We start from the raw sequence: 26,544 nt of genomic DNA on the forward strand, positions 1-26,544 counted from the left end.
GGCGTTCGCCACAAGCGTTTCCGCCCATCCGATCAGAGGAGTCCACATGTCACTCCGCCGAAGGATCGCCGCGGTGGCGGCAGGCGTGCTCGCCGCGCCGCTCGTGACGGTCGCCCTGCCCTCGGCGCCCGCGTACGCGCACGGGTACGTCTCGTCGCCGGCCAGTCGTCAGGCGCAGTGCGCCCGCGGCGTCGTGTCGTGCGGCGACGTCAAGTGGGAGCCGCAGAGCGTCGAAGGCCCGAAGGGTCTGCGCAGCTGCAACGGCGGCGTCGCCCGGTTCGCCGAGCTGAACGACAACAACAAGGGCTGGCAGGTCGCGAACACCGGCCGGACCGTCACCTTCACCTGGACGTTCACCGCACGCCACCGCACCGCGAACTACGAGTACTACGTGAGCGGCAGGCGGGTCGGCTTCGTCGACGGCGGCATGCAGCAACCCCCGGCCACCGTGTCGCACACGGTGAACCTGGGCGCGTCCGGCCGCCAGACGGTGCTCGCCATCTGGAACATCGGCGACACCTCCAACGCGTTCTACGCCTGCATCGACGTGAACGCGAGCTGACCGACCGCGAGAGTCCTACGTCCAGCACGCGAGAGTCCTACGTTCCCGCACCCCGAATTCAACGCTCAGGTTCCACCGACCCTGCGCTGAGCGTTGAACTCAGGTGTCCTGGACGTAGGACTCTCGCGGCGCGAACGTAGGACTCTCGCGGGGTCAGCTGGTGAAGCCGCCGTCGACGTGCAGTTGGGCCCCCGTCACGTAACGCGCCTCGTCGGACGCCAAGAAAGCCACCGCCGCCGCGATCTCCGCCGGCTCCGCGTAACGCCCGACCGCCGTGAAGCCGCGCACGACGTCGGCGCCACCACCGTCCGCCGGGTTCGAGTCGGTGTCCGTCGCACCGGGGTGCACCAGGTTCACCGTGATCCCCCGCGGCCCCAGCTCGCGCGCCAACGCCTTCGTCATCCCCGCCAACGCCGCCTTCGACGCCGCGTACAGCGAGAACCCGGGGAACACCGCCCGCTCGGCCACGTTGCTGCCGATGCCGATCACCCGACCACCAGCGCCCAAGTGCGGCAACGCCGCCTTGACCGCCACGAACGCCGCCCGCACGTTCACGTCGAAGGTCCGGTCGAACTCCGCCACCCCCAACTCCTCCACCGGCCCGACGATGAACTCGCCCGCGTTGTTCACCAGCACGTCCAACCGCCCCAGCACCGCGACGGTCTCCTCCACCGCCGCGACCACCGCCTCCGCGTCACCGCTGTCCGCCTGAACGGCCACCACCCGCCGCCCAAGCCCCTTCACCCGGTCCACCACGTCACCCGGGCTGGTCCGGTAGGTGATCGCGACGTCCGCCCCCAACTCCGCCAACCGCACCGCGATCGCCGCGCCGATACCCCTGCTGCCGCCCGTGACCAGAGCGACCTTGCCTTCGAAGTTCATGCCACGATCGTGCCGCCCCAACGCATTCCAGTCCGGCGGGAATCGGACGTCACCTTGCACGACCACGACAACGACCACGACAACGCCCCGCGCCGGCAGGAGTGCGCCGGACCACTGGATCGAACCGGAATTTACGTTGCGAGGGTCGCGCGCGCTCGCATAGGTTCGAAGTACACGAGGAAGGAGGTGGTCCGAAGTTGAATAGCTATAGGACTCGTCGTGAGGTGGCTGTCCGCTAGGACCGACCTTTCCCAGGTGGTCTGGGCGAATCCCAGGCAGCCACCCGGCCCCCGTGACCCCGAGCCCAGTCCAGCTCGGCCCGCACCGAGTGCGGGAAGCGGTCAGGGGGCCGTTTCACGTTCACGGGCCATCAGCCCAGGTGGGCGCGCACGACCCGCAGGTCGGCGAGGAAGCTCCGGTACGCCTCGTCACGGTCGGGAGCGCGGAGCACCGACGACGGGTGCACGGTCGCGATCACGTCGTAGTCCTCGAAGCGCTCCACCTGACCACGGCGTTCGCTGACCTTGAACGCGTTGCCCAGCACGGCCTTCGCCGCCGTCGCGCCCAAGCACACCACGAGCCCCGGCCGCACCTGCGCCAGCTCCGCCCGCAACCACGGCAGGCAGGCCACGACCTCGCCGCGCGACGGCGTCTTGTGGATGCGCCGCTTCCCGCGCTCGGCGGGCACGAACTTGAAGTGCTTGACCGCGTTGGTCAGGTAGACGCCCTCACGGGCCAGGTCCGCCTCGTGCAGCGCCTTGTCCAGCAACCGGCCGGCAGGACCGACGAACGGCTCACCCTGCCGGTCCTCGACGTCACCGGGCTGCTCGCCGACGAGCACCAGCCCGGCGTCCTCCGGTCCCGCGCCGAACACGGTCTGCGTGGCCGGTTTGTACAGGTCGCAGCCCTGGCAACCGGCGGCGGCACGGCGCAGCGCCGCCAGGTCCGCACCTTCGGGCACGAACGCGGCGGCGCTGGACGTCCGGCTAGCGGTCGTCGCCACGGAAGGCGTCCTTGACCTTCTCCCCCGCCTGCTTCAGCGAGCCCTTGGCCTTCTCGGCGCGGCCCTCGGCCTGCCACTGCTCGTTGTCGGTGGCGTCGCCGACCGCTTCCTTCGCCCTGCCCTTGAGCTCCTCGGCCTTGTTGCTGACCTTGTCGTCGGTCCCCATGACCGTTCCTCTCGTCGGGATCGTCGGGACTTTTCCGTCCACCAACGGATACCCCTCACCCGGACGGGGAAACTCGGACGACCCGCCCGCACGCCTCGTAACCATCGCCGCAGCCCGCCCATCGGACCAGGTCAGCGCCTTGAATGACTGCTCGTGCGCGGCTCCGGGGCCGCCGTCCGCGAAGCAGGGGCCGTCCGACACCGCGTGCGCCGACCCGGCGGGCAACGAGTTCCGCGTGCTGCCGCCGCGCTGGAACCCCTCCAGTTGCACCTGACCGCCCGCCCTCTACTACGGTGATCGTCTACGCGGTTGAAAAGCCAGCCGCAAGCCACCCGGCGCCCGCGTGGGCACCAGGGTCAGCGAGAGCTGTGGGCTTGCCGGGTGCTGGCACCCGCGTGTCCGGACGTTCTCGCACTGCTGGCCTGGCTGACCGGTACCGACGTGCGAGAGAGGAGCCCGACCGTGGTCGGGGACAACGGGCGTGACGATTCGCTGACCGCGCGGATCGCCAGCCTCGAGGCCGAGATCGTGGGACTGCGCAGAGCGGTGCAGACGCGCACCGTGATCGGGCAGGCCACCGGCTTGATATCCGCGGTGCAGGGCTGCACGCCCCAGGAGGGGTTCCAGCTGCTCGTGCGGATGTCACAGCACCACAACGTGAAGCTGCACACGATCGCGCTGAAGCTGCTCGACCTCTCCACCGAGCTGGGGCCGCGGCAGGCCGTGCGCGCCGTCCACGTCTCCGCCGAGCCCGACGACGGTCCCGTCGCCGTCGCCGAGTGGCCCGGTGTGGAGGTGGTGAACGCGGCACGCGGCCTGGTCGCGGCCTACGACGCGGCCCGGCACTCCGGCGACGACCGGCCGGAGGTGCGAAGACAACTGGCCGACCAGGTCGAGTCGGCCGGGCGGCTGCTGGCCGAGAAGCTCACCGAGGTGGGTTGGCTCGCCCCGGATGCCGGGGTGTGACCGACGCGCGGTCGACGACGGCGAAGGAGTCGGCGGGCAGGTGCACCACCCGCCCGTCCACCTCCACCTTCGCCTCCGGCGACGCGAGCAGCACCTCGCCCGCCTCGACGTCGAGCCGCACCTCGGCGTCCGGTCCCAGGTTGCACAGCACCCGCAGCGAACCCCGGTGCAGCACGAGCACCCGGCCTTCTTCGCGCACCACGAACCGGTCCAGCCGCGGGTCCGCGAGTTCCGGGCGGGACCGGCGCAGCGCGATCAACGTCCGGTAGACGTCGAGCAGCTCCCGGTGGCCGGGCGACGACACCTCGTCCCAGCGCAGCGTCGACCGCCGCACGGTCTCCGGGTCGATCGGGTCGGGCACCTCCGACTCGCCCCAGCCGTGCCGGCCGAACTCGCGCCGCCGCCCCGTGCGCACCGCCTCGGCCAGCTCGGGGTCGGGGAACGACGCGAAGAACTGCCACGGCGTGCTCGCCGCCCACTCCTCGCCCATGAAGATCATCGGCGTGTACGGGGAGCACAGCACGATCGCCGCGCCCACCGCCTGCCGCCGCCACGGCACGGTCGCCGACAGCCGGTCGCCGGTGGCGCGGTTGCCGACCTGGTCGTGGTTCTGCAGGTAGGCGAGGAACCGGTAGCCCGGCAGCCGGTCGCGGTCCACCGGGCGGCCGTGGTGCCTGCCCCGGAACGACGACCACGTGCCCGCGTGGAAGAACACCTCCCGCAGCGTCCGGCCCAACGCACCCTCGAAGTCCGGGTAGTAGCCGAACGTCTCCCCGCTCAACGCCACGTGCAGCGCGTGGTGCAGGTCGTCGGACCACTGGGCGTGCAGGCCGTGGCCGCCGCCTTCCCGCGCCGTCACCAGCCGGGCGTCGTTCAGGTCCGACTCGGCGATCAACGTCAACGGCCTGCGCACGGCGGCCGACAGCGCGTCCACCTCGACGGCCAGCTGTTCCAGCACGTGCAGCGCGCTGCGGTCCACGAGGGCGTGCACGGCGTCGAGCCGCAGCCCGTCCACGTGGAAGTCGCGCAGCCAGCCCACCGCGTTGTCGACCACGTACCGGCGCACCTCGTCGGAGCCCTCGCCGTCGAGGTTCAGGCCCGGACCCCAGTCGTTGCTGCCCGCGAAGTACGGCCCGAACCGGTCGAGGTACGCGCCGGACGGCCCGAGGTGGTTGTAGACCACGTCCAGCAGCACGGCCAGCCCGCGCGCGTGGCAGGCGTCCACGAACCGCTTGAACCCGTCCGGGCCGCCGTACGGCTCGTGCACGGCGCCCCACAGCACGCCGTCGTAGCCCCAGCCCGCCGTGCCGTCGAACGAGTTCACCGGCATCACCTCGACGTGCGTGACGCCCAGCCCGACCAGGTGGTCCAGCCGCTCCACCGCCCCGTCGAACGTGCCGGCGGACGTGAACGTGCCGATGTGCAGCTCGTAGACCACCGCGCCGGGCAGCCCGCGCCCGGTCCACGCCTGGTCGGTCCACTGGAACGCCGAGTGGTCATACACCCGTGAAGCCGCGTGCACGCCGTTCGGCTGCCACCGCGACCGCGGGTCGGGCAGCACGTCGTCGGAGTCGTCCAGCAGGAACCCGTAGTCGAGACCGCCGACGTCCGCGTGCCACCACCCGCCGTCCCCCGCCGCCATCTCGTGGTCCCGACCGTCGACCCGAACCCGGACGCGCTCGTGCGACGGCGCCCACACCGAGAAAGTCACTGATCTCCTCTAACCAGCAGAGCCACCGGGTAGCGGTCCAGCAGGGCCGCCAACAGCGGCGCGGCCGGACGGGAGGTGAGCACGTCGGTCCACTCCCCCGGCGGCAGCGGCAGCACCGCGTCGCCCCAGCCGCCCGCGTCCGCCAATCCCACCGGAAGCCGGGTCGCCACCGCGACCAGACCGGTCCGCTCGAACGCGACTACGTGCGGTGCGGTCCGCCCGGACGCCTCCAGCGGCCGGTAACCGCGGAACAGCTCGGGCCGGTCCCTGCGCAACCGCAGCGCGCGCTGCACCACGAGCAGCTTGGCCGCGCCCGAGTCGTCCACGTCCGGCAGCCAGCCGTCCTCGATCCGGTCCAGCAGCCGCCGCCGCACCTCGTAGTCCACCGGCCGCCGGTTGTCCGGGTCGACCAGCGACAGGTCCCACAGCTCGCTGCCCTGGTACACGTCCGGCACGCCCGGCGCGGTGAGCTGCACCAGCTTCTGGCCCAGCGCGTTGGACCAGCCCGCACCGACGATCCGCTCCACGAACGACGCCACCTCGGCCGCCACCGGACCGGACAGCACCTGCTCCGGCCACGCCGCCACGGCCGCCTCGAACGCCTCGTCGTGGTCGATCCACGTGGTGCGGACCTTCGACTCCTTGGCCGCCTTGTCCAGGTAGGCGCTCATCCGGTCGGCGGTGATCGGCCACGCGCCGACCAGCGACTGCCACGCCAGCATGTTCAGCGACGGCTCGTCGATCGGGTGCGCGGCGGTCCACCGGCGCACCGACGCGGCGAACTCGCCGGGCAGCTCGGCCAGCACCGCGAGCCGTGCCCGCACGTCCTCCGACCGCTTGGTGTCGTGCGTCGACAACGCCGTCATCGCCGCGGGCGATCCCGCCTCGCGCAGCGCCGCGCGCGCGTGGAACTCGGCGGGCGGCACCCCGAACCGGTCCGGCGCGCCGCCGACCTCGTTGAGCGCCACGAACCGCGTGCACCGGTAGAACGCGGTGTCCTCGGTGCCCTTGGCGACGACCATGCCGGACGTCTGCTGGACACGGGTGGCCAGTTCGCCGTGCGGTTCGGCCCGCACCTGCCGGTCCAGCGCCTGCGCCGCCGGCGACGTCGCCGCGCTCACCGCCGCCGTCCACGCGTCGAGCCCTTCGGGCAGGTAGGAGCGGTAGACGGGGAAGTTGACCATGACCTCGGCGACCGCCCGTTCGGCCTCGGCGCGGTCCACGTCACGCACCAGGGCCGCGATCCGCCGCACCTCGGCGCGCAGGATCGTCCCGGCCACCAGCTCACGGCACTCGCGCTCGACAGCGGCGAAGTCCGTCGGCACGCCGAACTCGTCGGCCAGCGCGGTGAACGCCGCCTCGCCCGCCGGGTCGACGAACAGCCCGCACACCTCGCGCAACGCGTCGTAGCCGGTGGTGCCGTCGACCGACCAGCTCGCGGGCAGCCGCTCGTCCGCGCCGAGGATCTTCTCCACCACCAGCCACACGCCGGCGCGCTCCTTGAGCCGCCGCACGTACCCGCCGGGGTCGGCCAGGCCGTCGGGGTGGTCGACCCGGAGCCCGGTCACCTCGCCCGCCGCGACCCAGCGCAGCACCTCGCCGTGGGTCGCGTCGAACACCTCGGGGTCCTCGACCCGCACCGCGGCCAGCGTGGTGATGTCGAAGAACCGCCGGTAGTTCAGCTCGGTGTTGCCGCGCCGCCAGAACACCAGCCGGTAGTGCTCGTGCTCCTCCTCGGACTCCTCGTCGCCCGCGAACGGCAGCAGCAGCGGCCCGGAGTCCCAGTCGACGTCGAAGAACTTCGCGTGCGGCGACGCCCGACCGTGCCGCAGGACGTCCCACCACCAGGGGTTGACGTCGTCGTGGCCGACCGCCATGTGGTTGGGCACGATGTCGAGCACGAACCCGAGCCCGGCCCGCTTGAGCGCCTTGTGCAGCGCCACGCGCCCCGCCTCGCCGCCCAGCTCCTCGCGGGCCCGGGTCGGGTCGACCACGTCGTAGCCGTGCGTGGAGCCGGGCACGGCCTCCAGCACGGGTGAGGCGTACAGCGCGCCGACACCCAACGCGTCCAGGTAGTCGACCACGGCCTCGGCGTCGGCGAAGGTGAAGTCGGGCGTGAACTGGACCCGGTAGGTCGACGCGGGCGCCGCCCCGACCCCGTCGCCGCCGCCGGCCCCATCGCCACCGGCCGCGCCACCGCCGGCCGCACTGCCGCCAACCGCGCCACCACCGACCGGATCGCTTCGCAGGGGTCCCCCCTGGGGGTCCCCTGTCTCGATTTTACCGGCGGGGTCCGACAATTCCGGGGTCGAGCCGTCAGCCGACCCGGGCGCGGCGGTCACTCCTGCTCCAGCCGCTGCAGCACCACCAGCGAGCGCGCGACCAGCGTCATCCTGCCGCCACCGGGCACCACGTCGCCCCGCTCGGGCGGCGTCACCTCGCCGGTCGCGGTGTCGATCACCACCGTCCACTGCGGACCGTAGCCCTCCTCGGGGAGGGTCACCTCGATGTCCTCGTGGTGCGCGTTGAACGCGAGCAGGAACGAGTCGTCCAGCACCCGCATGCCCCGCTGGTCGAGGTCCGGGATGCCTTCGCCGTTGAGGAACACCACGACGCAGCGGCCGAAGTCGTCACCCCAGTTCTGCTCCGTCATCTCTTCACCCGAAGGTGTGAACCAGGCGATGTCGCGGAGCTCGTCGCCCTTGCGGATCGGCTTGCCCTGGAAGAACCGGCGCCGCCGCAGCACGGGGTGCTGCCTGCGGAACGCGGTCAACGCCGAGGCGAACTCCAGCAGGTCGCGGTTCTTCTCCGCCAACGTCCAGTCCACCCAGGACAGCTCGTTGTCCTGGCAGTACGCGTTGTTGTTGCCCTGCTGCGTCCGCCCGAGCTCGTCGCCGTGCAGCAGCATCGGCACGCCCTGCGACAGCAACGTGGTGGCCAGCAGGTTGCGCCGCTGCCTGGCCCGCAGGTCGTTGACCTCAGGGTCGTCGGTCGGCCCCTCGACGCCGCAGTTCCACGACCGGTTGTCGTCCGCGCCGTCGCGGTTGCCCTCGCCGTTGGCGTCGTTGTGCTTGGCGTTGTACGACACGAGGTCGTTGAGCGTGAACCCGTCGTGCGCGGTGACGAAGTTGATCGACGCGTACGGGCGGCGGCCGTCGTCCTGGTACAGGTCCGACGAGCCGGTGATGCGGGACGCGAACTCGCCGAGCGTGGCGGGCTCGCCGCGCCAGAAGTCGCGCACCGTGTCGCGGAACTTGCCGTTCCACTCGGTCCACAGCGGCGGGAAGTTGCCGACCTGGTAGCCGCCCGGCCCGACGTCCCACGGCTCGGCGATCAGCTTCACCTGTGACACCACCGGGTCCTGCTGCACCAGGTCGAAGAACGTCGACAGCCGGTCGACGTCGTAGAACTCGCGGGCCAGGGTGGCGGCCAGGTCGAACCGGAACCCGTCCACGCGCATCTCGGTCACCCAGTACCGCAGCGAGTCCATGATCAGCTGCAACGTGTGCGGGCTGCGCACGTTCAGCGAGTTCCCGGTGCCGGTGTAGTCGGTGTAGAACTGCGGCTCGTCGTCCACCAGCCGGTAGTACGCCTGGTTGTCGATGCCGCGCATGGACACCGTGGGCCCGAGGTGGTTGCCCTCGGCGGTGTGGTTGTAGACCACGTCGAGGATCACCTCGATGCCCGCCTCGTGCAGGGCGCGCACCATGCCCTTGAACTCCTGCACCTGGTTCGCCGACTCCGGCAACGCCGCGTAGCCGGCATGGGGCGCGAAGAACCCGATCGTGTTGTAGCCCCAGTAGTTCCCGAGGCCTCGCTGCGCCAGTCCGTGGTCGGTGATGAAGTGGTGCACCGGCATGAGCTCGATCGCCGTGACGCCGAGCCCCTTGAGGTGGTCGATCACCGCCGGGTGCGCCAGGCCCGCGTACGTGCCGCGCAACCGCTGCGGCACCTCGGGGTGCTGCATGGTCAGGCCGCGCACGTGCGCCTCGTAGATGACCGACTCGTTGTACGGCGTCTTCGGCGGCCGGTCGTTCGCCCAGTCGAAGAACGGGTTGACCACGACCGACAGCGGCACGTGGCCGGCCGAGTCGAGGTCGTTGCGCGCGTCCGGGTCGTCGAACCGGTAGCCGAACAGCGACTCGTGCCAGTCGACGTCGCCGGTGATCGCCTTGGCGTACGGGTCGATCAGCAGCTTGTTCGGGTTGCCGCGCAGGCCGCGCTCGGGGTCGTGCGGCCCGTGCACGCGGTAGCCGTACTTCTGCCCGGGACCGACGCCGAGCAGGTAGCCGTGGTGGACGAAGCCGTCCACCTCCGGCAGCCTCACGCGCGTCTCGGTCCCGTCCTCGTCGAACAGGCACAGCTCGACGTGGTCGGCCACTTCCGAGAAGAGGGTGAAGTTGGTGCCGACGCCGTCGTAGGAGGCGCCGAGCGGGTAGGGAGTTCCGGGCCAGGGCCGCACAGGGTTTCCTCCGGACGAACTGGGACGAACCGACCCCTACCGTTCTAGGTCACGTCCGGCCGGCGTGCGACCTGACGAGCTGCCCGCGTGCCGCGACGAGGAGGAGCCTCGCTTCCTGCAGCTCGCAGTAGCGCAGGTGCTCGCAGGCGGCCTTGGCGCAGGCCACCGCCTCCGCCAGCGCGGGGTCCGAACCGGCGTCGGTGCGCCGCAGGGCGTCCCTCAGGGACTCCTCGGCCTGCTGGACCCCGGCGAGCGGATCGGCCAGGTTCGACGGCCGGACGTCCACCAGGACCTTCTCGACGGCCGTCTCCAGGGGGCCCGCCGGGCTGCTCTGGGGAACCATCTGCTCCGGCACCAGCCCGGTGCGGGACATCAAGTCGGTGTTCACGGGTGACTGCCACCTCCAACCATGGCGCGGGTGACTGGCTGACGATACTCCGCGGCGGGGCCGCGCGCTGTGACGTGCACGTTTCGCTTCATCGCGCACCGGGCCCGTCCACCGCGGACGGACGACCGCCGGCCAGCGCTGCCGCCACCCGCCGCACGCCCGGGTCGTCGAACAGGTCGGCGAGCGCGACGGGCAGCGGGATGCGCCAGTTCGGGTACTGGTCGGTGGTGCCGGGCAGGTTGGGCTGGCGTGTCTCACCCAGCGCGTCCTGCGGCGATGTCAGCACGAGCACGGAACGGACCTTCGCGAGCAAGGCGTGGAACGCGGTAACCAAGTCATCGGCAGGCAGGCCTTCCTGCTTGAGGAGTTCGAGCAACTCGGCGCGCTCTCGCTCGGCTGCCTGATATTCCCCGTCCACGGGCCCGTCAAACTGACCCAGGTCGGCTCGCACCCGAACGTGTTCGGCGGCGAGGAAGCCGGCCACGGTCGGTAGGTCGTGGGTGGAGATGCTCGCCATCGCCGACGCGGTCCACTTCTCCGGCGGGATCAGCGGGTGGTCCGGCAGGTCGTACTCGCGCTGGAACCACAGCACGGCCGAGCTGAGGATCCCGTGCTCGTGCAACGCCTCGGTGACCTTCGGCTCGATCGTGCCCAGGTCCTCGCCCACGACCACGGCGCCCGCCCGGTGCGCCTCCAGCGTCAGCACGGCCAGCATCGCGTCCGGGTCGTAGTGGACGTACGTGCCGCGCTTGGGCGGCTCGCCCGGCGGGATCCACCACAGCCGCCACAGGCCCGCGACGTGGTCGATGCGGATGCCGTCCGCGTGCCGCAGCACGCTGCGCACCACGGCCCGGAACGGCTCGTAGCCCTGCTCGGCGAGCCGGTCGGGCCGCCACGGCGGCAGGCCCCAGTCCTGGCCGAGGCGGCTGAACGCGTCCGGCGGCGCGCCGACCGTGACGTCCGCGGCGAACGCGTCCCGCACCGCCCACGTGTCCGCGCCGCCGGGGTGCACGCCGACCGGCAGGTCGTGCACGACGCCGACCGGCATGCCCGCGTCGTGGGCGGCCCGGCGCGCGGCGGCCAACTGCTGCTCGCACAGCTCCTGCAGCCACGCGTGGAACGCCACCCGCCCGGGGTCGGCGGTGGCCGTCGCCGGGTCCCGCTGCTCGGCGGGCCACTCGCGCCAGTCCGGGCCGTGCGCCTCGGCCAGCGCGCAGAACCGGGCGAAGTCCAGCAGGTCGCCCTCGGGCGCGCGGTGCTCCTCGTGCCGCCAGAGCAGTTCGAGCGCCTTCGCCTTGGCCGTCCACACGGCGTCGTAGTCGATCAGCTCGGTGTCGTTGGGCGGGCGCAGCGCGTCGATCTCCGCACGTGTGGCCGCGTCGGCGTCCCGGTAGGCCGGGATGTCGGAGATCCGCAGGTAGAGCGGGTTGGCGAAGCGTCGGCTCGACGGCGAGTACGGCGAGCGCTCCACCGGCAGGGTCGGGCTGATCGCCTGCACCGGGTTGACCAGCAGCACGCCCGCGCCGAGCTCCGCCGCGCTGCGCCGGGCCAGGGTCGCCAGGTCGGCGTAGTCGCCCATGCCCCACGACTCGGCCGAGCGCATCGCGTAGAGCTGGAGCATCCAACCCCACGACCGGGGCACGGGCGGGAGCTTGCGCGGCGCGACGATCACGGTCCGTCGGCCGAGCCGGTGGTAGCCGAGCGGCAGCGCGGCGGGCAGCCCGACCCGGCCGCCGTCCTCCAGCTCGACCGTCCCGTCCTCGTCCAGCACGTCGCCCTCGCGGAGGACGACCGTGCTCGGGGGCGGTTTCGGCGCGGCGAGGGCGCGGCGCACCTCCTCCGGCGTCGAGGCGTCCACGTCCAGCTGCGCGAGCACCGCGACGACCACGTCCGGGTCGACGTCGGCCCGGCGTTGACCGGCGTCCTCGTAGTGGGTGGCCACGCCGTGGGCCTCGGCCAGTGCCGCGAGCTCGTCGTCCACGTCGGACAGCTTCGCCTTCCCCGTCGGTGTGAATCCAGGGCGGTGACAGGTGGTCACCCAAAGGTTGCAGGAAGTTGCCCGTGGTTAATAACCCAGCCGAGTGACGTCCAAACCTGCGTCCGGGGCGTTCAGCGCTCGCGCGCCGGCCCGGTGGACTCGCGGACCACGAGCTGCACCGACGGCGGCTCGGTCTCGTCGTCCTCGCCGCGCAGCCTGGCCAGCAGCACCTCCACGGCGTGCTCGCCGCGTTCGCGCCACGCGCCCTCCACCGCGGTCATGCCGACGGCGCGCGCCAGGTCCGTGCCCTCCAGGCTGACGATCGACACGTCGCCGGGCACGTCGCGCCCGTCGCGGCGCAGCCGCAGGAACACGCCCAGCGCCACCTCGCCGCTCGTGCTGATCACCGCGGTCGGCAGGCGTTCGCCGTCCAGCAGCGCGTCCACCACCTGCTCGCCGCCCGCCACCGTCGAGGACGACCACAGCGTCCACTCGGGACGGACCGGCAGTCCCCGCGCGACCAGCACCTCGTCGTAGGACTCGTCGATGTCGCCGGCCAGGACCAGCGCGACGTCCCGGTGGCCCGACCCGGTGAGGTGGCCGACGGCCAGCCGCAGCGCCTCGCGCAGGTCGTCGTCCCACACCGCGACCACGGGCACGTCCAGGCCCGCCAGGGCGGCGTCCTCGGCGTCGGTGAGGTTGACCGCCAGCGCCAGCACGCCGTCGACCCGCCGGGCCAGCGGCAGCTCCTCGAAGAACCGCTTGCGCGCGTCGGCGTCGCGCAGCACGTAGAGCAGCACGTCGTACCCGGCCTGCCGCAACGCGCCCTCCGCGCCCGCGAGCAGGTCGCCACGGCCGACGTCCGCGGTGAGCACCGCGATGGCGTACCGGCGCCCGCCCGCGAGGCTCGACGCGTCCCGCGCGATCGCGTACCGCATGCGCTTGGCGACCTCGGTCACGTACCGGCGGGTCGCGTCGGACACGCCGGGCTCGCCGCGCAGCGCCCGCGACACCGTCGCCGCGGACACCCCGGCGGCCCGCGCCACGTCGGACATGCTCGTCAACTCACACCTCCCGGCCTGGTACGAGATTAGCGAGAACCGTACGGTTGCCTCGTCGCGAGCACCCTGCGAGACGTGATCGACACCCTGCGGAAGGACTGCCATGAAGCCCGGCGACCAGGCACCCGACTTCACCCTGACCGACCAGGACGGCACGTCGCGCACGCTGTCCGACCTGCTCTCCGACGGTCCCGTGGTGCTGTTCTTCTACCCCGCCGCGATGACCGCCGGGTGCACCGCGGAGAGCTGTCACTTCCGCGACCTGGCGACCGAGTTCGCCGAGGTGGGGGCGCAGCGGGTGGGCATCAGCCCGGACTCGGTGCAGCGCCAGAACCAGTTCGCCACCTTGAACGACTTCGACTACCCGCTGCTGTCCGACGGCGACGGCGCGGTGGCCGCGGAGTTCGGCGTGAAGCGCCGGTTCGGGCCGCTGCCCGTGAAGCGGCACACGTTCGTCATCGACACCGACCGCACCGTGATCGAAGTCATCAAATCCGAGTTCGCCATGAACGCGCACGCCGACAAGGCCCTGACCGCGCTGCGCGAACGGGCCAAGCGCGGGAGCTGACCGCCGCTACGAGGGCCGCAGCCCGGCGAGGACGAAGTCGGCGATCTCACCGCCCAGCTGGGTCGGCGACTTGGGCCCGTCCGGCCGGTACCAGGTCGGCAGCTGGTTGACCACGCCCAACGCGATCAGGACCACCGTGTCGGCGGGCACGGCCGAGCTGAACCCGCCGTCGCGCTGCGCCTGCTCGACCACCGACCGGAACGTCTCGTGGTACCGCCGCCGCTCGGACCGGAACGCCGCCATCCGGTCCGCGTCGAGCCGGTGCATCTCGCGCACGAACACCGCGGTCTCGTCCACGCTCTCCGCGGTCGTCTCGACCAGGCTGACCACGATCCGCCGCACCGTGGTGGCCGCGTCGAGCCGGGCCGCCACGATCCCGTCGAGGTCGGCCATCTGCCGCCCGATCAGCGCGCGGTAGATCTCGAACAGCAGGTCGTCCTTGGACCCGAAGTAGTGGTAGAGCGCGCCCTTGGTGACCGAGGCGGCCTCGACGACCTCCTGCACGGTCGTCGCGTCGAACCCCTTGGCGGCGAACAACCGCACGGCCGCGCCCACGATCCGCTCGGGCGTCGCCCCGGTCCGCCGCGCCACGGTCAGGCCCCTGGCGCCAGCGCGCGCACCAGGTCGAGCTGGTCCGCGCCGGTGGGCAGCAGGGCGATCACGGGCGTGTCGACGCCGTTGGCGGCGTACTTGGCCACGTGCGCGCGGCACTCGTCCACGCTGCCGTGCACGATCAGCGCGTCCACCACCTCGTCGGGGATGAGCGCGCCCGCGCCTCGCCGGTCACCGGCCGCCCACGCCTCGTGCATCGGGCGCAGCGCCTCGCCGCGGCCGAGCCAGTCGTGGAACGCCGCGTACGCGGGGACGGTCAGGTAGGTGCTGATCAGCATGCGGCCCAGCGCGCGGGCCGCGTCGGCGTCCTCGGTCGGGCACACGAAGATCCGGGCGGCCAGCTCGCCGCCGTTCATCTCGGCGCGGACCTTGGGCACGTCGTCGGCGCCGAGCCAGTTGGTGATCGCGCCGTCGGCCTCGCGCCCGGCCAGCCGCAGCATCCCGGGGCGCAGCGCGGCCAGCATGATCGGCACCCGGTGCCCGGGCGCGCGCTCCAGCTTGAAGCCGCGCACGGAGAACGTCTCGTACTCCTCGGTCACCTTCTCGCCCGCCAACGCGGCCTTGAGGAACCGCAGCGTGTCCCGCGTGCGCTTGAACGGCTCGTGGAACGGCACGCCGTTCCAGCGTTCGACGATCGCGGGCGAGGACGACCCGATGCCCAGCACGAACCGCCCGCCGGACACCTCGGCCAGCGTCGCGGCGCTCATCGCCAGCGTCGCCGGTCCGCGCGTGTAGACGGGGGTGATGGCGGTGCCGAGCCGGACGCGGTCGGACCACTGGGCGGCGAGCGCCAGCGGCGTGAAGGCGTCGGTGCCCGCGGTCTCGGCCGACCACACGTCGGTGTAGCCGAGATCGGCCAGTTCGGCGACCAGCGCGCGGTGGTCGAGCACCGGCACGCCGGTCAGCGGCAGGGTGATTCCCCAACGACCCACGATCGCCTCCCTGAAGGTGTCCGACCGCCACCGTACCGCAGGTACCGACCAGTCGGTATGCCCGCGGGCAGCAAGGCACCCGGACGTGGCTCTGCCCCGCCGGTCGGGGAGCCCGGCGGGGCAGAACGAAGTGCTCGGTGGCGCGGGGTCAGCGCACGGGTCTCAGAGGGAGATGCCGCGCTCGCCCAGCCAGCCGACGGGGTCGATCTTCTGCGAGCCGTTGATCCACACCTCGAAGTGCAGGTGGGGGCCGGTGGACTGGCCGCGGTTGCCCATGGTGGCGATCTGCTGGCCCGCGTGGACCTGCTGACCGGCCGACACGAGCGTCTCGTTGACGTGGCCGTAGATGGTGATCGTGCCGTCGTTGTGCTGCACGCGCACCCACAGGCCGAAGCCGGACGCGGGGCCCGCCTCGACGACGACGCCGTCCATCGCGGACAGGATCGGGGTGCCGATGGAGTTCGCGATGTCCACGCCGTAGTGCGTCGTGCCCCAACGGGCGCCGAAGCCGGACGTGAACGAGCCCTCGGCGGGCTTGGCGACCGTCGGACGCCTGGCCGCCGCCGCGGCGGCCTCCTCGGCGGCCTTCTGCTCGGCGACGCGGGCCTGCTCCGCGGCGATCCGGGCGTTCTCGGCGTCGATGCGGGCCTGCTCCGCCGCCGCGGCGTCCTGCTGCCGCTTCAGCTCGGCCTGCCGGGCCGCGTAGCCCTCGGACGCGTGGCGGATCGCCTGGTCGACGTGCTGCCGGGCGAAGAGCCCTTCGGAGCGCATCAGCTTGGCCGCTTCGAGCGCGGGCTCGACGGCGTGCACCGTGCGGACGTCGGCTTGTCGGGGCGCCGAGCTGTGGACGAGCGCCGCGGCGAGGTCGGAGCTGGCGCCGACCGGGAGGAACCGGGTGTCGCCTGCGTCGAACCCGCCGCCGGCGGCGCCCACGCCGGTGGCGAGGGCGCCTGCCGCGACCACTACGGCCGCGACGCGGCCGCTGACGGGTTTCCGATCGCACTCAGCGCGATGGGAGCGGTTGCGGGACGGGGTGCGGGGCGCGAGGAACGCGCGTCGACCGTCCGCTTTCGTGTGCCGTGCCAAGGTAGTGCCTTCCTGCATCGGGGAGCACGGCCCGGTCACAGGGACACCTGGCGGGGGATCCAGGCTGGCGCCGCTTTCGGGGAGCGACGCCGTGTCCCTATGGTGACCGAACCGTGACATGCGGCGGGGACCGTAACCCGATGTAACAAGAAAGGGCAAGCCTCGGCACTACGACTAGTGCTTTTTGGTGACACACCCCACTGATCGTCACTCAGCGTGTTCGAGTAACCGTAAGTTCCGTATCTGGTCGTTATAAAACCCCAGGTCAGACGCAACTTTGGGCGTGACGTAACCCGTGACGAAGGTCGACTACCGGTAGCGCGGGTCGACCGGCGGCAGGGGCGCCGGCGGCTTGCCCTCGTGGATCACCCGCATGGCGTTGAACCACGTCGGCGCAGCCACCTGACCACCGTAAACGCCGCCCGAGCCGTTGTTGCCGCACAGCCTCGGCGGGGTGCCGTGGCAGATCACCTGCGGCGCCACCCCATCGGTGAACGTCATGACCGCTCCGGCGAACTGCGGAGTGGCGCCGATGAACGCCACCGACCAGTGGTTCTCGGTGGTGCCGGTCTTGCCGATCATCGGCCGGTTCCAGCCGGACGCCGCGCCCGCCGCCGTGCCGCCGGGCTTGATGTCCGCGCTCATGCCGACGGCCAGCGCGTTCGCCACCTCGGGCGCGACGGCCTGGTCGCACGGCGCTTCCTTCAACGGCACCGGCCGACCGTTGCGGTCGACGACCTTCTCCACCGGCGTCGGCGGGCACCACTTGCCGCCGCTCACGATCGTCGCCGCGACGTTCGACAGCTCCAACACGCTGGTCGGGCCCGCGCCGAGGGTGAACGAGCCGCTGTTGTCCCGCTTGTAGACGTCGCCCTGGGACGGGCCGTTGGAGCCGTCGGCCTTGAGCGGGTTGCCCTCGTTGTTGACGCCCTGCATCGACTCGCGCAGCCCCAGCCGGTAGGCCATGTCGACCACGTTGTTCAGCCCGGCCTTCTCCTCCAGGATGATGAACGCGGTGTTCGGCGACTGGGCCAACGCCTCGGTCAAGGTCATCTTGTCCTTGTAGTCGCCCGCGTTCTTGACCGTGTAGGGCTTGTTGCCGTCCTTGTAGACCTTCGACGTGTAGGTCTTCGGCACGTCGATCTGCTGGTCGATGCGCGCGACGCCGCGCTCCAGCGCCGACGCGGCGGTGAACACCTTGTAGATCGAGCCCGCGCCGAACTTGGTCACCTCGGCGGGGATGGAGTAGGCGCTCTGCCCGGCGTCGGCGTTGTTGCCGAAGTCGCGGTTGGCGGCCAGCGCGCGCACCCGGTGCTTGTCCGTGCCCGGTTCGACCACGGCCATCGCGTTGGCGATGCCCGGCTGGGTCTTGGGCACCTGCGCCATGGCCGCGTCCTTGGCCGCGCGGGTGGCGACCGGGTCCATCGTGGTGGTGATCGTGTACCCGCCGCGCAGCAGCTCGTCGGTCGGGAGGCCGGCCTTCTCCAGGTAGTCGATCAGGTAGCGGCAGAAGAAGCCGTAGACCGGGCCGTCGCCCGCGCCGACGCAGCCGTTGGGCAGCAGCTTCAGGTCGGGCACGACGCCGATGTCGGTCGCCTTGTACTCGGCGGCCTTCTCCTCGGCGACCCGCGCGTCGGGGCCGAACGCGCCGTTGTCCCGCATCCGGTCGATCACGGTGTTGCGGCGCTTGATCGCGGCGTCCACGTCGGAGCCCGGGTTGAGCCTGCTCGGCTCGTTGACCAGACCGGCGAGCATCGCGGCCTGCGGCACGGTCAGCTTGTCCGGGGTGGTGTCGAAGTAGGTGCGGGCCGCCGCGCCGACGCCGTACGCGCCGTTGCCGAAGGGGACGACGTTGAGGTAGGCGGTGAGGATCTCGTCCTTGCTCATCTTCTGCTCGAGCTGGGTCGCGATCCGGGCCTCGCTGATCTTGCGGCCCAGCGTCACCTCGGTCGCCTTCTCGTACGCCTCCTCGGAGCCCTTGCCGACCACGAAGGCGAGGTAGTTCTTCACGTACTGCTGGGTGAGCGTCGAGGCGCCCTGGGTGGTCTCGCCCTCGACGCCGGCCTTGGCGGCGGCACGGGCGATGCCCTGCCAGTCGACGCCCTTGTGCTCGAAGAACCGCTTGTCCTCGATCGCGATGATCGCGGCCTTCATGGTGTCCGCGATGCCCTCGGACGGCACGGGCACGCGGTACTGGTCGTAGAGGTAGGCGATCGGCTGGCCGTGCATGTCCAGCACGGTGGTCACGAGGGGCAGCTCGGCCTTGGTCAACTCACCGGAGGTCTGGTCCACCGTGTCCGCGGCCCGGTTGGACGCCAGGCCGAGGCCGCCGACCACCGGGAACAGCACCGCCGCGACGAGCACGCCCGCCATCAGGCACAACCCCACCAACTTGACCAGACCTGTCGCGCGCGCGGCGAACACTGAACCAGCAACCCCTTCCACAACCCGCGGGAACCCCCACTGACTAAGTCGCACGAAGAGCACCGCGGGTTGCTCCGCGAGGAGCAGAAGTTTCGGCGCGATCTTCGACGACGCTCGTCGAAGTTACTCCTGCCCACCGGAGACCGTGGTCAAACCCCGCTGGGCCGGACGGAGGACGCCGCCAGGCACGGGAGGGTGATCAGCCTCACGCCAGGCGGGCGGCCCGCACGCCCCCTCGGCACGGGGTCCGATCGGTACGGCGACACGATCAAATGATCGAACACGTGTTCGTCGCCGGCAAGATCACGATCGGGTGGTCTCGGCGAGCGCTCCGGCGTGTCGGCGACGGCCAAGGGCGGCGATCAACCCAGGCACGACCAAACCCGGCGGTGATCAGCCTGGGCGGCGATCAGTCCCAGCGGCGATCAGCTCGACGCGCGCAGCCGGATCGTCGCGCTGGCCCGCCGGACCTCGACCCCCGTGTGGTTCGGCACCACGTCCTCCAGGAACCCGTACCCCTTCAGCTCCTCGTCCGGCCGCCGCGACACCGTCCGCCACCACGTGGCGATGTCCACCCACCCCGGCGCCGACAGCGAGCCCCCGAAGTGCTGCACCGACAGCGCGGCGCACAGGTTCGCGAACCGCACCCGGTCCGCCAGCGGCCAGCCGGACAGCGTCCCGAGCACGAACCCGGCGCCGAACACGTCGCCCGCGCCGGTCGAGTCCAGCGGCGCGACGTTCAGCCCCGGCACGTCCACCACCTCGCCCGTGGACGAGTCGACCGCCACCGCGCCGCCACCGCCCCGCGTCACCACCACCACGGGCACGTGCTCGGCCAACGCCATCGCGGCGCGCTCAGGCGTGTCGCACCGCGTGTACCGCTGGGCCTCGGCGTCGTTGGGCAGGAACACGTCGTACTGCTCCAGCCGCCGCAGCAGCTCGGGCGCCCACAGCTCGGTCCGGTCCCACCCGATGTCGGCGAACAGCAGCGCCCCCTGCGCCTTCGCCTGCGTCACCCACCGCTCGTCCTCGGCGCCCACGTGCACGAAGCACGCCCGCGTCGGGGGCGGTGGGTTGAGGATCTCGTCGGCCGACACGGGCGGCCGGTGGCCGTGCGTCACCATCGACCGGTCGCGGTCCATCGCCATGGAGACGGTCACCGGCGAGTGCCAGCCGTAGTACCGGCGGCAGTAGGTGAGGTCGACGCCCTCCTGCTCGGCCAGGACCTCCCAGCAGAAGTCGCCGTAGACGTCCTCGCCGAACGCGGCGGACAGCGCGGTCCGCAGTTGCAGCCTGCTCAGCGCCACGGCGAGGTTGGCGATCCCACCGGGGCACGAGCCGAGCCCCTCGGCCCAGACCTCCGTGCCCGGCGCGGGCGGCCGGGGCAGTCCGGTGAAGATGATGTCCAGGAACACGGTCCCGGACAGCAGCACGTCGAACGCCGGCGCGGACCCCGGTCCGGGTGCGGGCGACGGTGCCGGAGCCGGGTCCGACGGAGCCTGGTCCGACGGCGGCACGAGCGGAGGCACGAGCGGAGGCGTGGCGGCCATGTCCCAACGATGCCAGTCCGCGTCAGCCGTTGACAGCCGCGAACATCTCTCGCATTCGGGCCAGCGCACGGTGCTGCGCGACCCGAACGGCGCCCGCGGTCGAGCCGACGGCCGCCGCCGTCTCCTCCGCCGACAGCCCCACCGCGACCCTGAGCACCAGGATCTCGCGCTGCCGGTCCGGCAGCTTCTGCAGCAGCTGCGTGATGTGCCCGATCAGCTCCCCGGTCATGGCCCGCTGCTCCGGACCGTCCTCCAGGGTCGGCGTGTCGGGCAGCTCGGGCACGACCTCGGCCCGGCTGCGCACCGCGCGTCTTCGCGCGTCGGCCACCTTGTGCGCGGCGATCCCGTACACGAAGGCCAGGAACGAGCCCGGCTCGTAGTGGTACTTGCCGAGCGCCGACACCACGGCCAGGCACACCTCCTGGGCGATGTCCTCGGCCGAGACGAGCGTGCGCTCCCTCGACCCCACCCTGGCCCGGCAGTAGCGCAGCACCAGCGGCTGGATGCGCGCCAGGAGCTGGCCGATCGCGCGCGGGTCCCCGACCAGCGCCTCGTCGACCAGTTCGGACAGCTCGGCCTCGGCCAGCCACTGGGCGGTCACCGGTCGCCTGCCTTCGCCGACGACCAGCCTGACCTCCGGACGACCGGGCACGTCTGCGGCGTAGCGGACCGCGCCGACCCCCACCTCGACGTCGGTTCGCACGGATGCGTGCTGCACCATCCGGCGACCTCCTCACCCTTTGACGAACCTCCGGCCATCCCGGCTCACTGATGAGGAGCACGCAGCGGGGCTCCTGATACCGGACACGCCAAAGCTGACCACGATCCGACGCAGCGTGGTCGTGACAGCACCCGGCTGTGACGGCGAAACGAGCCGTTCGGCGCAGTGGGAACGCCCTCTACTTGGCCGCGGCGAACTGGTGGACACCCAGATGGCCCACCCGGAACCCCGCTTCGGAGTAAGCCAGGTAGAACTCCCACATGCGCCGGAACGTGTCGTCGAAGCCGAGCGAGGCGACCTCGTCCCACCGGGACAGGAACCGCTCCCGCCAGCGGCGCAGGGTCTCGGCGTAGTCGCGGCCGAACTCGCGGCTCGCCACGACCCGCATCGCGGTGTGCTCGCGGACGTTGTCCTCGATCGCCCGGACGGACGGGATCAGGCCGCCGGGGAAGATGTACTTGTGCATCCAGGTGTAGCTGGACGCGCTCGCGAGCATCCGGTCGTGCGGCATGGTGATGGCCTGGAGCCCGAACCGGCCGCCGGGCACCAGCGCCCGGTCGACCGCGGAGAAGTACGCGGGCCAGTACTCGGCGCCCACGGCCTCGATCATCTCGACCGACACCACGGCGTCGTACCGGCCGCGTTCCTCCCGGTAGTCGCGCAGGTGCACGGTGACGCGGTCGCCGACGCCGGCCTCCTCCGCCCGCCGCACGGCCAGCGCCCGTTGCTCGGCGGACAACGTCAGCGAGGTGACGGTGGCCCCGCGCCGCGCCGCCCGGATCGCCAGCGCGCCCCAGCCCGTGCCGATCTCCAGCACCCGGCTGCCCCGGCGCACGCCCGCGTAGTCCAGCACGCCGTCGATCTTGCGCAGCTGCGCGTCGGACAGCGTGCCGTCGGAGCCGTCGAACCAGGCCGACGAGTAGGTCATGGTGTCGTCGAGGAACACCCGGAACAGGTCGTTGGACAGGTCGTAGTGCCGGTGGATGTTCCGCCGCGAGTTGGCCGCGTCGTTGCGGTCGGACACGGGGTGGCGGCGCTCGACCCAGCGGCGCAGCGGCTGCAACCGCGGCGGGATCAGCGTGGTCAGCTTCGCCGCGAACGCGGAGAGCAGGTCGGCGAGCGCGGTCGACGTCCAGTCGCCGACCATGTACGCCTCGCCGAACCCGATCTTGACGTCGACGCCGAGCCGGCTGAAGAACGCGTCCGGCCGGTGCACGCGCATGTCCGGCGCGCCCGGACCGCCCGCGCCGAGCACGTGCCCGCCGGGCAGGACCACGCGCACCGGCAACGTGCGCACCGCCCGCCGGAACAGGGACTCGGCGACCCGAGCGCGCACGACCGACCGGGGCGGGCTCCACAGGCCGGGCCAGATCCCCTGGCCGGGGCGGGGCAGGTCGAGGGCACGCCGGGTGGTTCTGGGCATCATCGGGCACTCCTGGGACTGCCGGCGCGCGTGTGGCCCACAACGCCGTGGATCGTCAGCGGCCGTCGACGGGTGGTGACGCCCGCCCACGCGTGGCCGGCGCCCTTTCATGGTGGCACCGCGGGCGGCTCCGGCAAGCCGGTGCCGGAGCGTCGGCCCGCCGCGACTTCGGCGTGCCGACGCGCGCGAGAATGCGCACCGGAACACGTGCACCGGCCGAGGGATGGGACTGAGGATCACCGTGATCGAACAGCTGAGCGTGCGGACCGACGAAGGCGACTTCGACGCGATCGCGGCAGGCCCCGAGGACGGCAGGCCGGTGTTGCTGCTGCACGGCTTCCCGGAGGCCGCCGTCGAGTGGGAGCACCAGGTGGCGGTGCTGGGCCGGGAGGGCTTCCGGGCGGTGGCGTTCGACCAGCGCGGCTACTCCCCCGGCGTGCGGCCCGAGCGCGCGACCGAGTACGGCGTCGACGCGCTGGTCGGCGACGTGCTGGCGGTGGCGGACTCGTTCGGCTGGTCGGTGTTCGACCTGGTCGGCCACGACTGGGGCGGCGCGGTGGCCTGGTGGACCGCGTCCGACCACCCCGAACGGCTCCGGAAGCTCGCGGTGGTGTCCACGCCGCACCCCGGCGCGTTCGCCGAGGCCGTGCGCACCGACGAGGACCAGCACCTGCGGTCCGGCTACATGACCGAGTGGCGCAACAGCAACACCGAGAAGCGGATGCTGGACGACGACGGCGCGGCGTTGCGGCAGATGTTCGAGTGGCGGGTGCCGCCGAGCCGGGTGGACGAGTACGTGCGGCGGCTGTCCGAGCCGGGCGCGCTGACGGCCGCGCTGAACTGGTACCGCGCCGGGCGTCCGGGCGGCAAGGCCGGGAAGGTGTCCGTGCCCACGATGTACGTGTGGAGCACGGAGGACGTGGCGTTCGGGTCGACGGCGGCGTTGAGCACGGGCGACTGGGTGACCGGCCCGTACCGGTTCGAGATGCTGGAGGACGTGTCGCACTGGGTGCCGGAGGAGGCGCCGGAGGCGTTGACGGCACTCCTTTTGGAGCACTTCTCGTCCTGATTGAACCGCTGCCGCGGTGCCGCACGTGTTCTCGCGTATGACGGAGTTGACCTACTCGGAGCGCAGGGTCGCGACCCTCGCCGCGTCTGGCCACAGCAACCGGGCGATCGCGATGCGGTTGCACATCACGGTGAGCACCGTGGAACAGCACCTGACCAGGGTCTACCGCAAGCTGGCGGTGGCCAGCCGGGCCGAGTTGAGGGGGCACCAAGCCCTAGTGTGACCGCATGAGGGTCGCGGGGTTGCTGCTCGCCGCGGGCGCCGGGCGGCGGTTCGGCGGGCCGAAGGCGCTCGTGTCGCACGACGGCGTGCTGTGGGTCGACCGGGCCGCGGCGGTGCTGCGGGACGCCGGGTGCGCGCCGGTCGTCGTGGTGCTCGGCGCCTCGGCGGCGTCGGTGCGCGCGCGGGCGGCGCTGGACGGCTGCGTCGTGGTGGACAACCCCGAGTGGGCCACCGGCATGGGCTCGTCGCTGCGCGCCGGTCTGGCCGCGCTGACCGGCGCGGGCGTCGGCACTGGGGTCGTCTCGGGGGTCGATGCCGACGCCGGCCGTGTCGTCGGTCCTGACGTCGGCGCTGCCGACGGTCCGGGCGTCGGCGCGGACATCGGCGCTGTCGTCGTGCTGCCGGTCGACACCCCGGGCGTCACGGCGGCGGCGGTCGAGCGGCTGCGGGCGCTGGCATCACCAACGGCGCTGGCGCGTGCCTCGTACGACGGCGCGCCCGGCCACCCCGTGCTGATCGGCTCGGAGCACTGGGCGGGTGTGGCGGCCTCGGCGGTGGGCGACGCCGGCGCACGGGACTACCTGCGTACGCACAGCGCGCTCGACGTGCCGTGCGGCGACGTGGCCGACGGCGACGACGTGGATCACCCGCGAGACCTCCCCCGGTGAGGCGCGCGTTGTGCCAAGGTCGGCGGCATGGGGCTTCTCCTGGGTGGGGCGCTCGTGGTGGCGGTGGGCGTGCTGGCGGTCGGGTGCGGGGCGCGCACGCCGGCTGAGCAGGCGGCGCCGAGGCCGACCGCCGCCTGCGCGACCACGTACACCGTGGCGGACGTGGGCGAGCCGGTCGGGCCGACGTCGTTGCGCGTCGAGGTCCGCGAACTGCCGCTCGACCCGGCCGAGGAGGACCGGCGGAGGAAGCTGCGCCTGCCGCTGTCGGCCCGCGACCACGCGGCCGCGCTGGAAGCGGCCGGGCGGGTGCGGCCGGCGTTGGAGCGGCTGTGCGGCCTGGGCGAGTTCGGGCTGACCGCGGCGCGCGAGGCGGTCACCGGCGCGGGCTACCCGGCCAACGACGTGTACGTGCAGCCGTTCCCGCCGTCGGCCGACGGCGCCACACCGCCCGGCGTCGCCTACACCCTGCACCTGGGCGACCGGGCGTGCGTGACGGGGCACGTCCGGCCGGGCCAAGTGGTGATCGACGTCGACGGCGCCACCCGCGACGGGTCGTGCGCCAAGGTGTCGTACTGACCCCTCAGGCCGACGTCGGGCGTTGCTCCTCGGCGTCCGGCTGCACGACGGGCAGCGGGCCGGAGATGATCCGCGGCAGCGGCACGTCGAGCCGCGGCTCGGTGTCCGCGGTCCAGCGGTCCGGCCCGTCCACGTGGCCCGCCAGCAGGGCCCGTGCCTCCGCGGTCGCCTCCTGCACGATCTCGCGGGCCCGCTGCTCGGCCTCGGCGAGCCGCCGCTGCGTCTCCTGCTCGGTCTCGTCGAGCAGCACGGCCTGCTGCCGCGCCACCTCCTCGGCCCGCTTGAGCATCTGCTCGCTGCGCTCCCGCGCGTCGGTCTCGAACGCGTCCGCCTTCTGCCTGGCCACGTGCATCAGGTAGCGGATGCAGCCGGACACGGCGTTGTCCTTCGCGTAACCGGCGTGCAGCACCCGGTACTCGCCCAGCTCGCTGCGCGCGTCCTCCAGCTCCCGCATCAGGTCGTCGGCGGTGGCCACGGCGCCGTCCCGGTCCAGCCGGAGCACCTCCAGCTCCTCGCGCAGGCGGGCCACCTCCTGCCGCGAGCGGGCCAGCTCCCCGTCCACCTCACGCCGGTCGTAGCCGCGCCACCGCACGGGGAAGGACCTGCCCTGGGACTTGTCGATGTGCATGGCTGCCGCCGTTCCGGACGACTCAGCCCCGGGCCAGCGCCACGAGGTCGTCCATGGTGCCGTTGAACAGGTTCTGGTCGATCGGGGTCGACGTGTGCTGCCAGATCGCGTGCACCGACCAGCGGTGCGGCAGCGGGCCGACGCTGTCGGCGTACCGGGCCACCCACACCGGGTTCGTCGCGGTGAAGTCGCCGAGACGGCCCGTGCACTTGTCCCACCACGTGGTGGACGTGTAGATCATCGGCCAGCGGCCGGTGCGGGCGTGGTAGGTCTCGCTGAACTGGCGGACCCAGGCCACCATCGCCTCGGGCGCGAGGCCGTAGCACTTGTCGTCGCCGTACGGGTTGTACTCGACGTCGAGGGCGCCGGGCAGCGTGCGGCCGTCGGATGCCCAGCCGCCGCCGTGGTCCACGAAGTAGTTCGCCTGCGCCGCGCCGTCGGACTTGTCGGGCAGCGCGAAGTGGTACGCGCCGCGGACCATCCCCACCTGGTACGAGCCGCCGTACTGCTGGCCGAACTTCGGGTTGACGTAACCGGTGCCCTCGGTGGCCTTGACGTAAGCGAAGCGCACGCCCTGGTTCCACCAGTGCGGCCAGTCGACGTCGCCCTGGTGGCTGCTGACGTCGATGCCGGGAACCGTGGGACCGGTGCGCACGAGTTCGGCCGCGTCGACCGGGTGCGCGCCCTCGTGCTTGGCGATCTGGGAGCCCGCGTGGTGGTCGGCGGGGCCGTCGGGCCGCGGATCGGCCGCGGTCGTCGGGACGTGCAGGGCGGCGAGGCAGAGGAGCGCCACCGCGGACGCGGTCGTGCGGTACGGCCACCTGTGGGATCGCGCCGGCATTGGACTTCCTCCCCTTCCTCCGCCTCGGCGGAGCCGTGCTCGGCT

25 protein-coding genes are annotated in these 26,544 nt (G+C 72.3%); 7 read left to right on the plus strand and 18 right to left on the minus strand.

The features are described 5' to 3' along the window. Positions 1 to 46 precede the first annotated feature (46 nt). Positions 47 to 562 carry a lytic polysaccharide monooxygenase auxiliary activity family 9 protein gene (locus ADK67_RS26135; protein WP_053719157.1) on the plus strand — a complete coding sequence of 172 codons (516 nt, stop codon included), beginning with the start codon at positions 47 to 49 and terminating at the stop codon, positions 560 to 562. 153 nt (positions 563 to 715) lie between these two features. Here ADK67_RS26135 and ADK67_RS26140 read toward each other — a convergent pair whose 3' ends face one another. The 3 genes from ADK67_RS26140 to ADK67_RS26150 all read right to left on the minus strand — a co-directional run bounded on the left by ADK67_RS26140 (position 716) and on the right by ADK67_RS26150 (position 2,613). After that, positions 716 to 1,444, minus strand: a complete 729-nt coding sequence (locus tag ADK67_RS26140; RefSeq protein ID WP_053719158.1) for an SDR family NAD(P)-dependent oxidoreductase — start codon at positions 1,442 to 1,444, stop codon at positions 716 to 718. Positions 1,445 to 1,814: 370 nt separating this feature from the next. After that, entirely contained in the window at positions 1,815 to 2,447 is a 633-nt protein-coding gene (locus tag ADK67_RS26145; RefSeq protein ID WP_053719159.1) for a UdgX family uracil-DNA binding protein, read from the minus strand. Continuing rightward, positions 2,431 to 2,613 carry a CsbD family protein gene (locus ADK67_RS26150; protein ID WP_053719160.1) on the minus strand — a complete coding sequence of 61 codons (183 nt, stop codon included), beginning with the start codon at positions 2,611 to 2,613 and terminating at the stop codon, positions 2,431 to 2,433. Before ADK67_RS26150 ends, ADK67_RS26145 begins: the two co-directional genes overlap by 17 nt. Positions 2,614 to 3,075: 462 nt before the next feature. On the opposite strand from ADK67_RS26150, the gene ADK67_RS26155 reads away from it, so the two are divergent. Continuing rightward, the gene (locus ADK67_RS26155) at positions 3,076 to 3,579 is read left to right on the plus strand and encodes an ANTAR domain-containing protein (protein ID WP_053719161.1); all 504 of its coding nucleotides are present in this window, start codon (positions 3,076 to 3,078) and stop codon (positions 3,577 to 3,579) included. On the opposite strand, the gene treZ is transcribed toward ADK67_RS26155, so the two are convergent. From treZ to ADK67_RS26185, 6 genes are all read right to left on the minus strand, one after another. Then, positions 3,539 to 5,290: a malto-oligosyltrehalose trehalohydrolase gene (gene treZ, locus ADK67_RS26160; protein WP_053719162.1), complete on the minus strand. Its 1,752-nt coding sequence runs from the start codon at positions 5,288 to 5,290 to the stop codon at positions 3,539 to 3,541. The two genes, ADK67_RS26155 and treZ, sit on opposite strands and share 41 nt — an antisense overlap. Beyond that, complete coding sequence (treY, locus tag ADK67_RS26165) at positions 5,287 to 7,374, minus strand: malto-oligosyltrehalose synthase (RefSeq protein ID WP_053719193.1); 2,088 nt, start codon at positions 7,372 to 7,374, stop codon at positions 5,287 to 5,289. The genes treZ and treY overlap by 4 nt, the downstream gene beginning before the upstream one ends. A gap of 254 nt (positions 7,375 to 7,628) precedes the next feature. Next, positions 7,629 to 9,752, minus strand: a complete 2,124-nt coding sequence (glgX, locus tag ADK67_RS26170; protein WP_053719163.1) for a glycogen debranching protein GlgX — start codon at positions 9,750 to 9,752, stop codon at positions 7,629 to 7,631. Positions 9,753 to 9,801: 49 nt separating this feature from the next. Further along, complete coding sequence (locus tag ADK67_RS26175) at positions 9,802 to 10,140, minus strand: hypothetical protein (protein ID WP_053719164.1); 339 nt, start codon at positions 10,138 to 10,140, stop codon at positions 9,802 to 9,804. 88 nt (positions 10,141 to 10,228) lie between these two features. Then, entirely contained in the window at positions 10,229 to 12,121 is a 1,893-nt protein-coding gene (malQ, locus tag ADK67_RS26180; RefSeq protein WP_053719165.1) for a 4-alpha-glucanotransferase, read from the minus strand. Positions 12,122 to 12,249: 128 nt separating this feature from the next. Further along, on the minus strand, positions 12,250 to 13,173 hold the full coding sequence (locus tag ADK67_RS26185; RefSeq protein ID WP_053719166.1) for a LacI family DNA-binding transcriptional regulator: 924 nt from the start codon (positions 13,171 to 13,173) through the stop codon (positions 12,250 to 12,252). Between the two features lie 109 nt (positions 13,174 to 13,282). On the opposite strand from ADK67_RS26185, the gene ADK67_RS26190 reads away from it, so the two are divergent. Next, positions 13,283 to 13,747, plus strand: a complete 465-nt coding sequence (locus ADK67_RS26190; RefSeq protein WP_053719167.1) for a peroxiredoxin — start codon at positions 13,283 to 13,285, stop codon at positions 13,745 to 13,747. Positions 13,748 to 13,753: 6 nt separating this feature from the next. Here ADK67_RS26190 and ADK67_RS26195 read toward each other — a convergent pair whose 3' ends face one another. The 7 genes from ADK67_RS26195 to ADK67_RS26225 form a co-directional block, all read right to left on the minus strand. Beyond that, on the minus strand, positions 13,754 to 14,338 hold the full coding sequence (locus tag ADK67_RS26195) for a TetR/AcrR family transcriptional regulator (protein ID WP_082403801.1): 585 nt from the start codon (positions 14,336 to 14,338) through the stop codon (positions 13,754 to 13,756). Positions 14,339 to 14,340: 2 nt separating this feature from the next. After that, on the minus strand, positions 14,341 to 15,291 hold the full coding sequence (locus ADK67_RS26200) for an LLM class F420-dependent oxidoreductase (RefSeq protein WP_053719168.1): 951 nt from the start codon (positions 15,289 to 15,291) through the stop codon (positions 14,341 to 14,343). Positions 15,292 to 15,453: 162 nt separating this feature from the next. Beyond that, the gene (locus ADK67_RS26205) at positions 15,454 to 16,395 is read right to left on the minus strand and encodes a M23 family metallopeptidase (protein ID WP_053719169.1); all 942 of its coding nucleotides are present in this window, start codon (positions 16,393 to 16,395) and stop codon (positions 15,454 to 15,456) included. Positions 16,396 to 16,686: 291 nt separating this feature from the next. Beyond that, entirely contained in the window at positions 16,687 to 18,801 is a 2,115-nt protein-coding gene (locus ADK67_RS26210; RefSeq protein ID WP_231648363.1) for a transglycosylase domain-containing protein, read from the minus strand. 425 nt (positions 18,802 to 19,226) lie between these two features. Then, positions 19,227 to 20,351, minus strand: a complete 1,125-nt coding sequence (locus tag ADK67_RS26215) for a PfkB family carbohydrate kinase (RefSeq protein WP_082403803.1) — start codon at positions 20,349 to 20,351, stop codon at positions 19,227 to 19,229. Positions 20,352 to 20,373: 22 nt separating this feature from the next. Next, positions 20,374 to 21,072, minus strand: coding sequence for an RNA polymerase sigma factor ShbA (gene shbA / locus ADK67_RS26220; protein WP_082403805.1), 699 nt, complete (start codon positions 21,070 to 21,072; stop codon positions 20,374 to 20,376). A gap of 178 nt (positions 21,073 to 21,250) precedes the next feature. Further along, on the minus strand, positions 21,251 to 22,498 hold the full coding sequence (locus tag ADK67_RS26225) for an SAM-dependent methyltransferase (RefSeq protein ID WP_053719170.1): 1,248 nt from the start codon (positions 22,496 to 22,498) through the stop codon (positions 21,251 to 21,253). Between the two features lie 238 nt (positions 22,499 to 22,736). On the opposite strand from ADK67_RS26225, the gene ADK67_RS26230 reads away from it, so the two are divergent. Genes ADK67_RS26230 through ADK67_RS26245 form a run of 4 tightly spaced genes read left to right on the plus strand, consistent with a single transcriptional unit; the run spans position 22,737 to position 25,030 of the window. Next, positions 22,737 to 23,564, plus strand: coding sequence for an alpha/beta fold hydrolase (locus tag ADK67_RS26230; protein WP_053719198.1), 828 nt, complete (start codon positions 22,737 to 22,739; stop codon positions 23,562 to 23,564). 37 nt (positions 23,565 to 23,601) lie between these two features. After that, a complete protein-coding gene (locus tag ADK67_RS26235; protein ID WP_053719199.1) occupies positions 23,602 to 23,787 on the plus strand; it encodes a response regulator transcription factor in 186 nt (61 codons plus the stop codon). Positions 23,788 to 23,791: 4 nt separating this feature from the next. After that, positions 23,792 to 24,454, plus strand: a complete 663-nt coding sequence (locus ADK67_RS26240) for a nucleotidyltransferase family protein (RefSeq protein WP_053719171.1) — start codon at positions 23,792 to 23,794, stop codon at positions 24,452 to 24,454. Positions 24,455 to 24,481: 27 nt separating this feature from the next. Further along, entirely contained in the window at positions 24,482 to 25,030 is a 549-nt protein-coding gene (locus tag ADK67_RS26245; RefSeq protein WP_157620840.1) for a hypothetical protein, read from the plus strand. Positions 25,031 to 25,034: 4 nt separating this feature from the next. Here ADK67_RS26245 and ADK67_RS26250 read toward each other — a convergent pair whose 3' ends face one another. Both ADK67_RS26250 and ADK67_RS26255 read right to left on the minus strand, forming a co-directional pair. Then, entirely contained in the window at positions 25,035 to 25,658 is a 624-nt protein-coding gene (locus ADK67_RS26250) for a hypothetical protein (RefSeq protein ID WP_053719173.1), read from the minus strand. Between the two features lie 22 nt (positions 25,659 to 25,680). Continuing rightward, positions 25,681 to 26,499, minus strand: coding sequence for a lysozyme (locus ADK67_RS26255; protein ID WP_082403807.1), 819 nt, complete (start codon positions 26,497 to 26,499; stop codon positions 25,681 to 25,683). Between the last annotated feature and the right edge of the window lie 45 nt (positions 26,500 to 26,544).

The sequence above is a fragment of the Saccharothrix sp. NRRL B-16348 genome (assembly GCF_001280085.1).
Classification (GTDB): domain Bacteria; phylum Actinomycetota; class Actinomycetes; order Mycobacteriales; family Pseudonocardiaceae; genus Actinosynnema.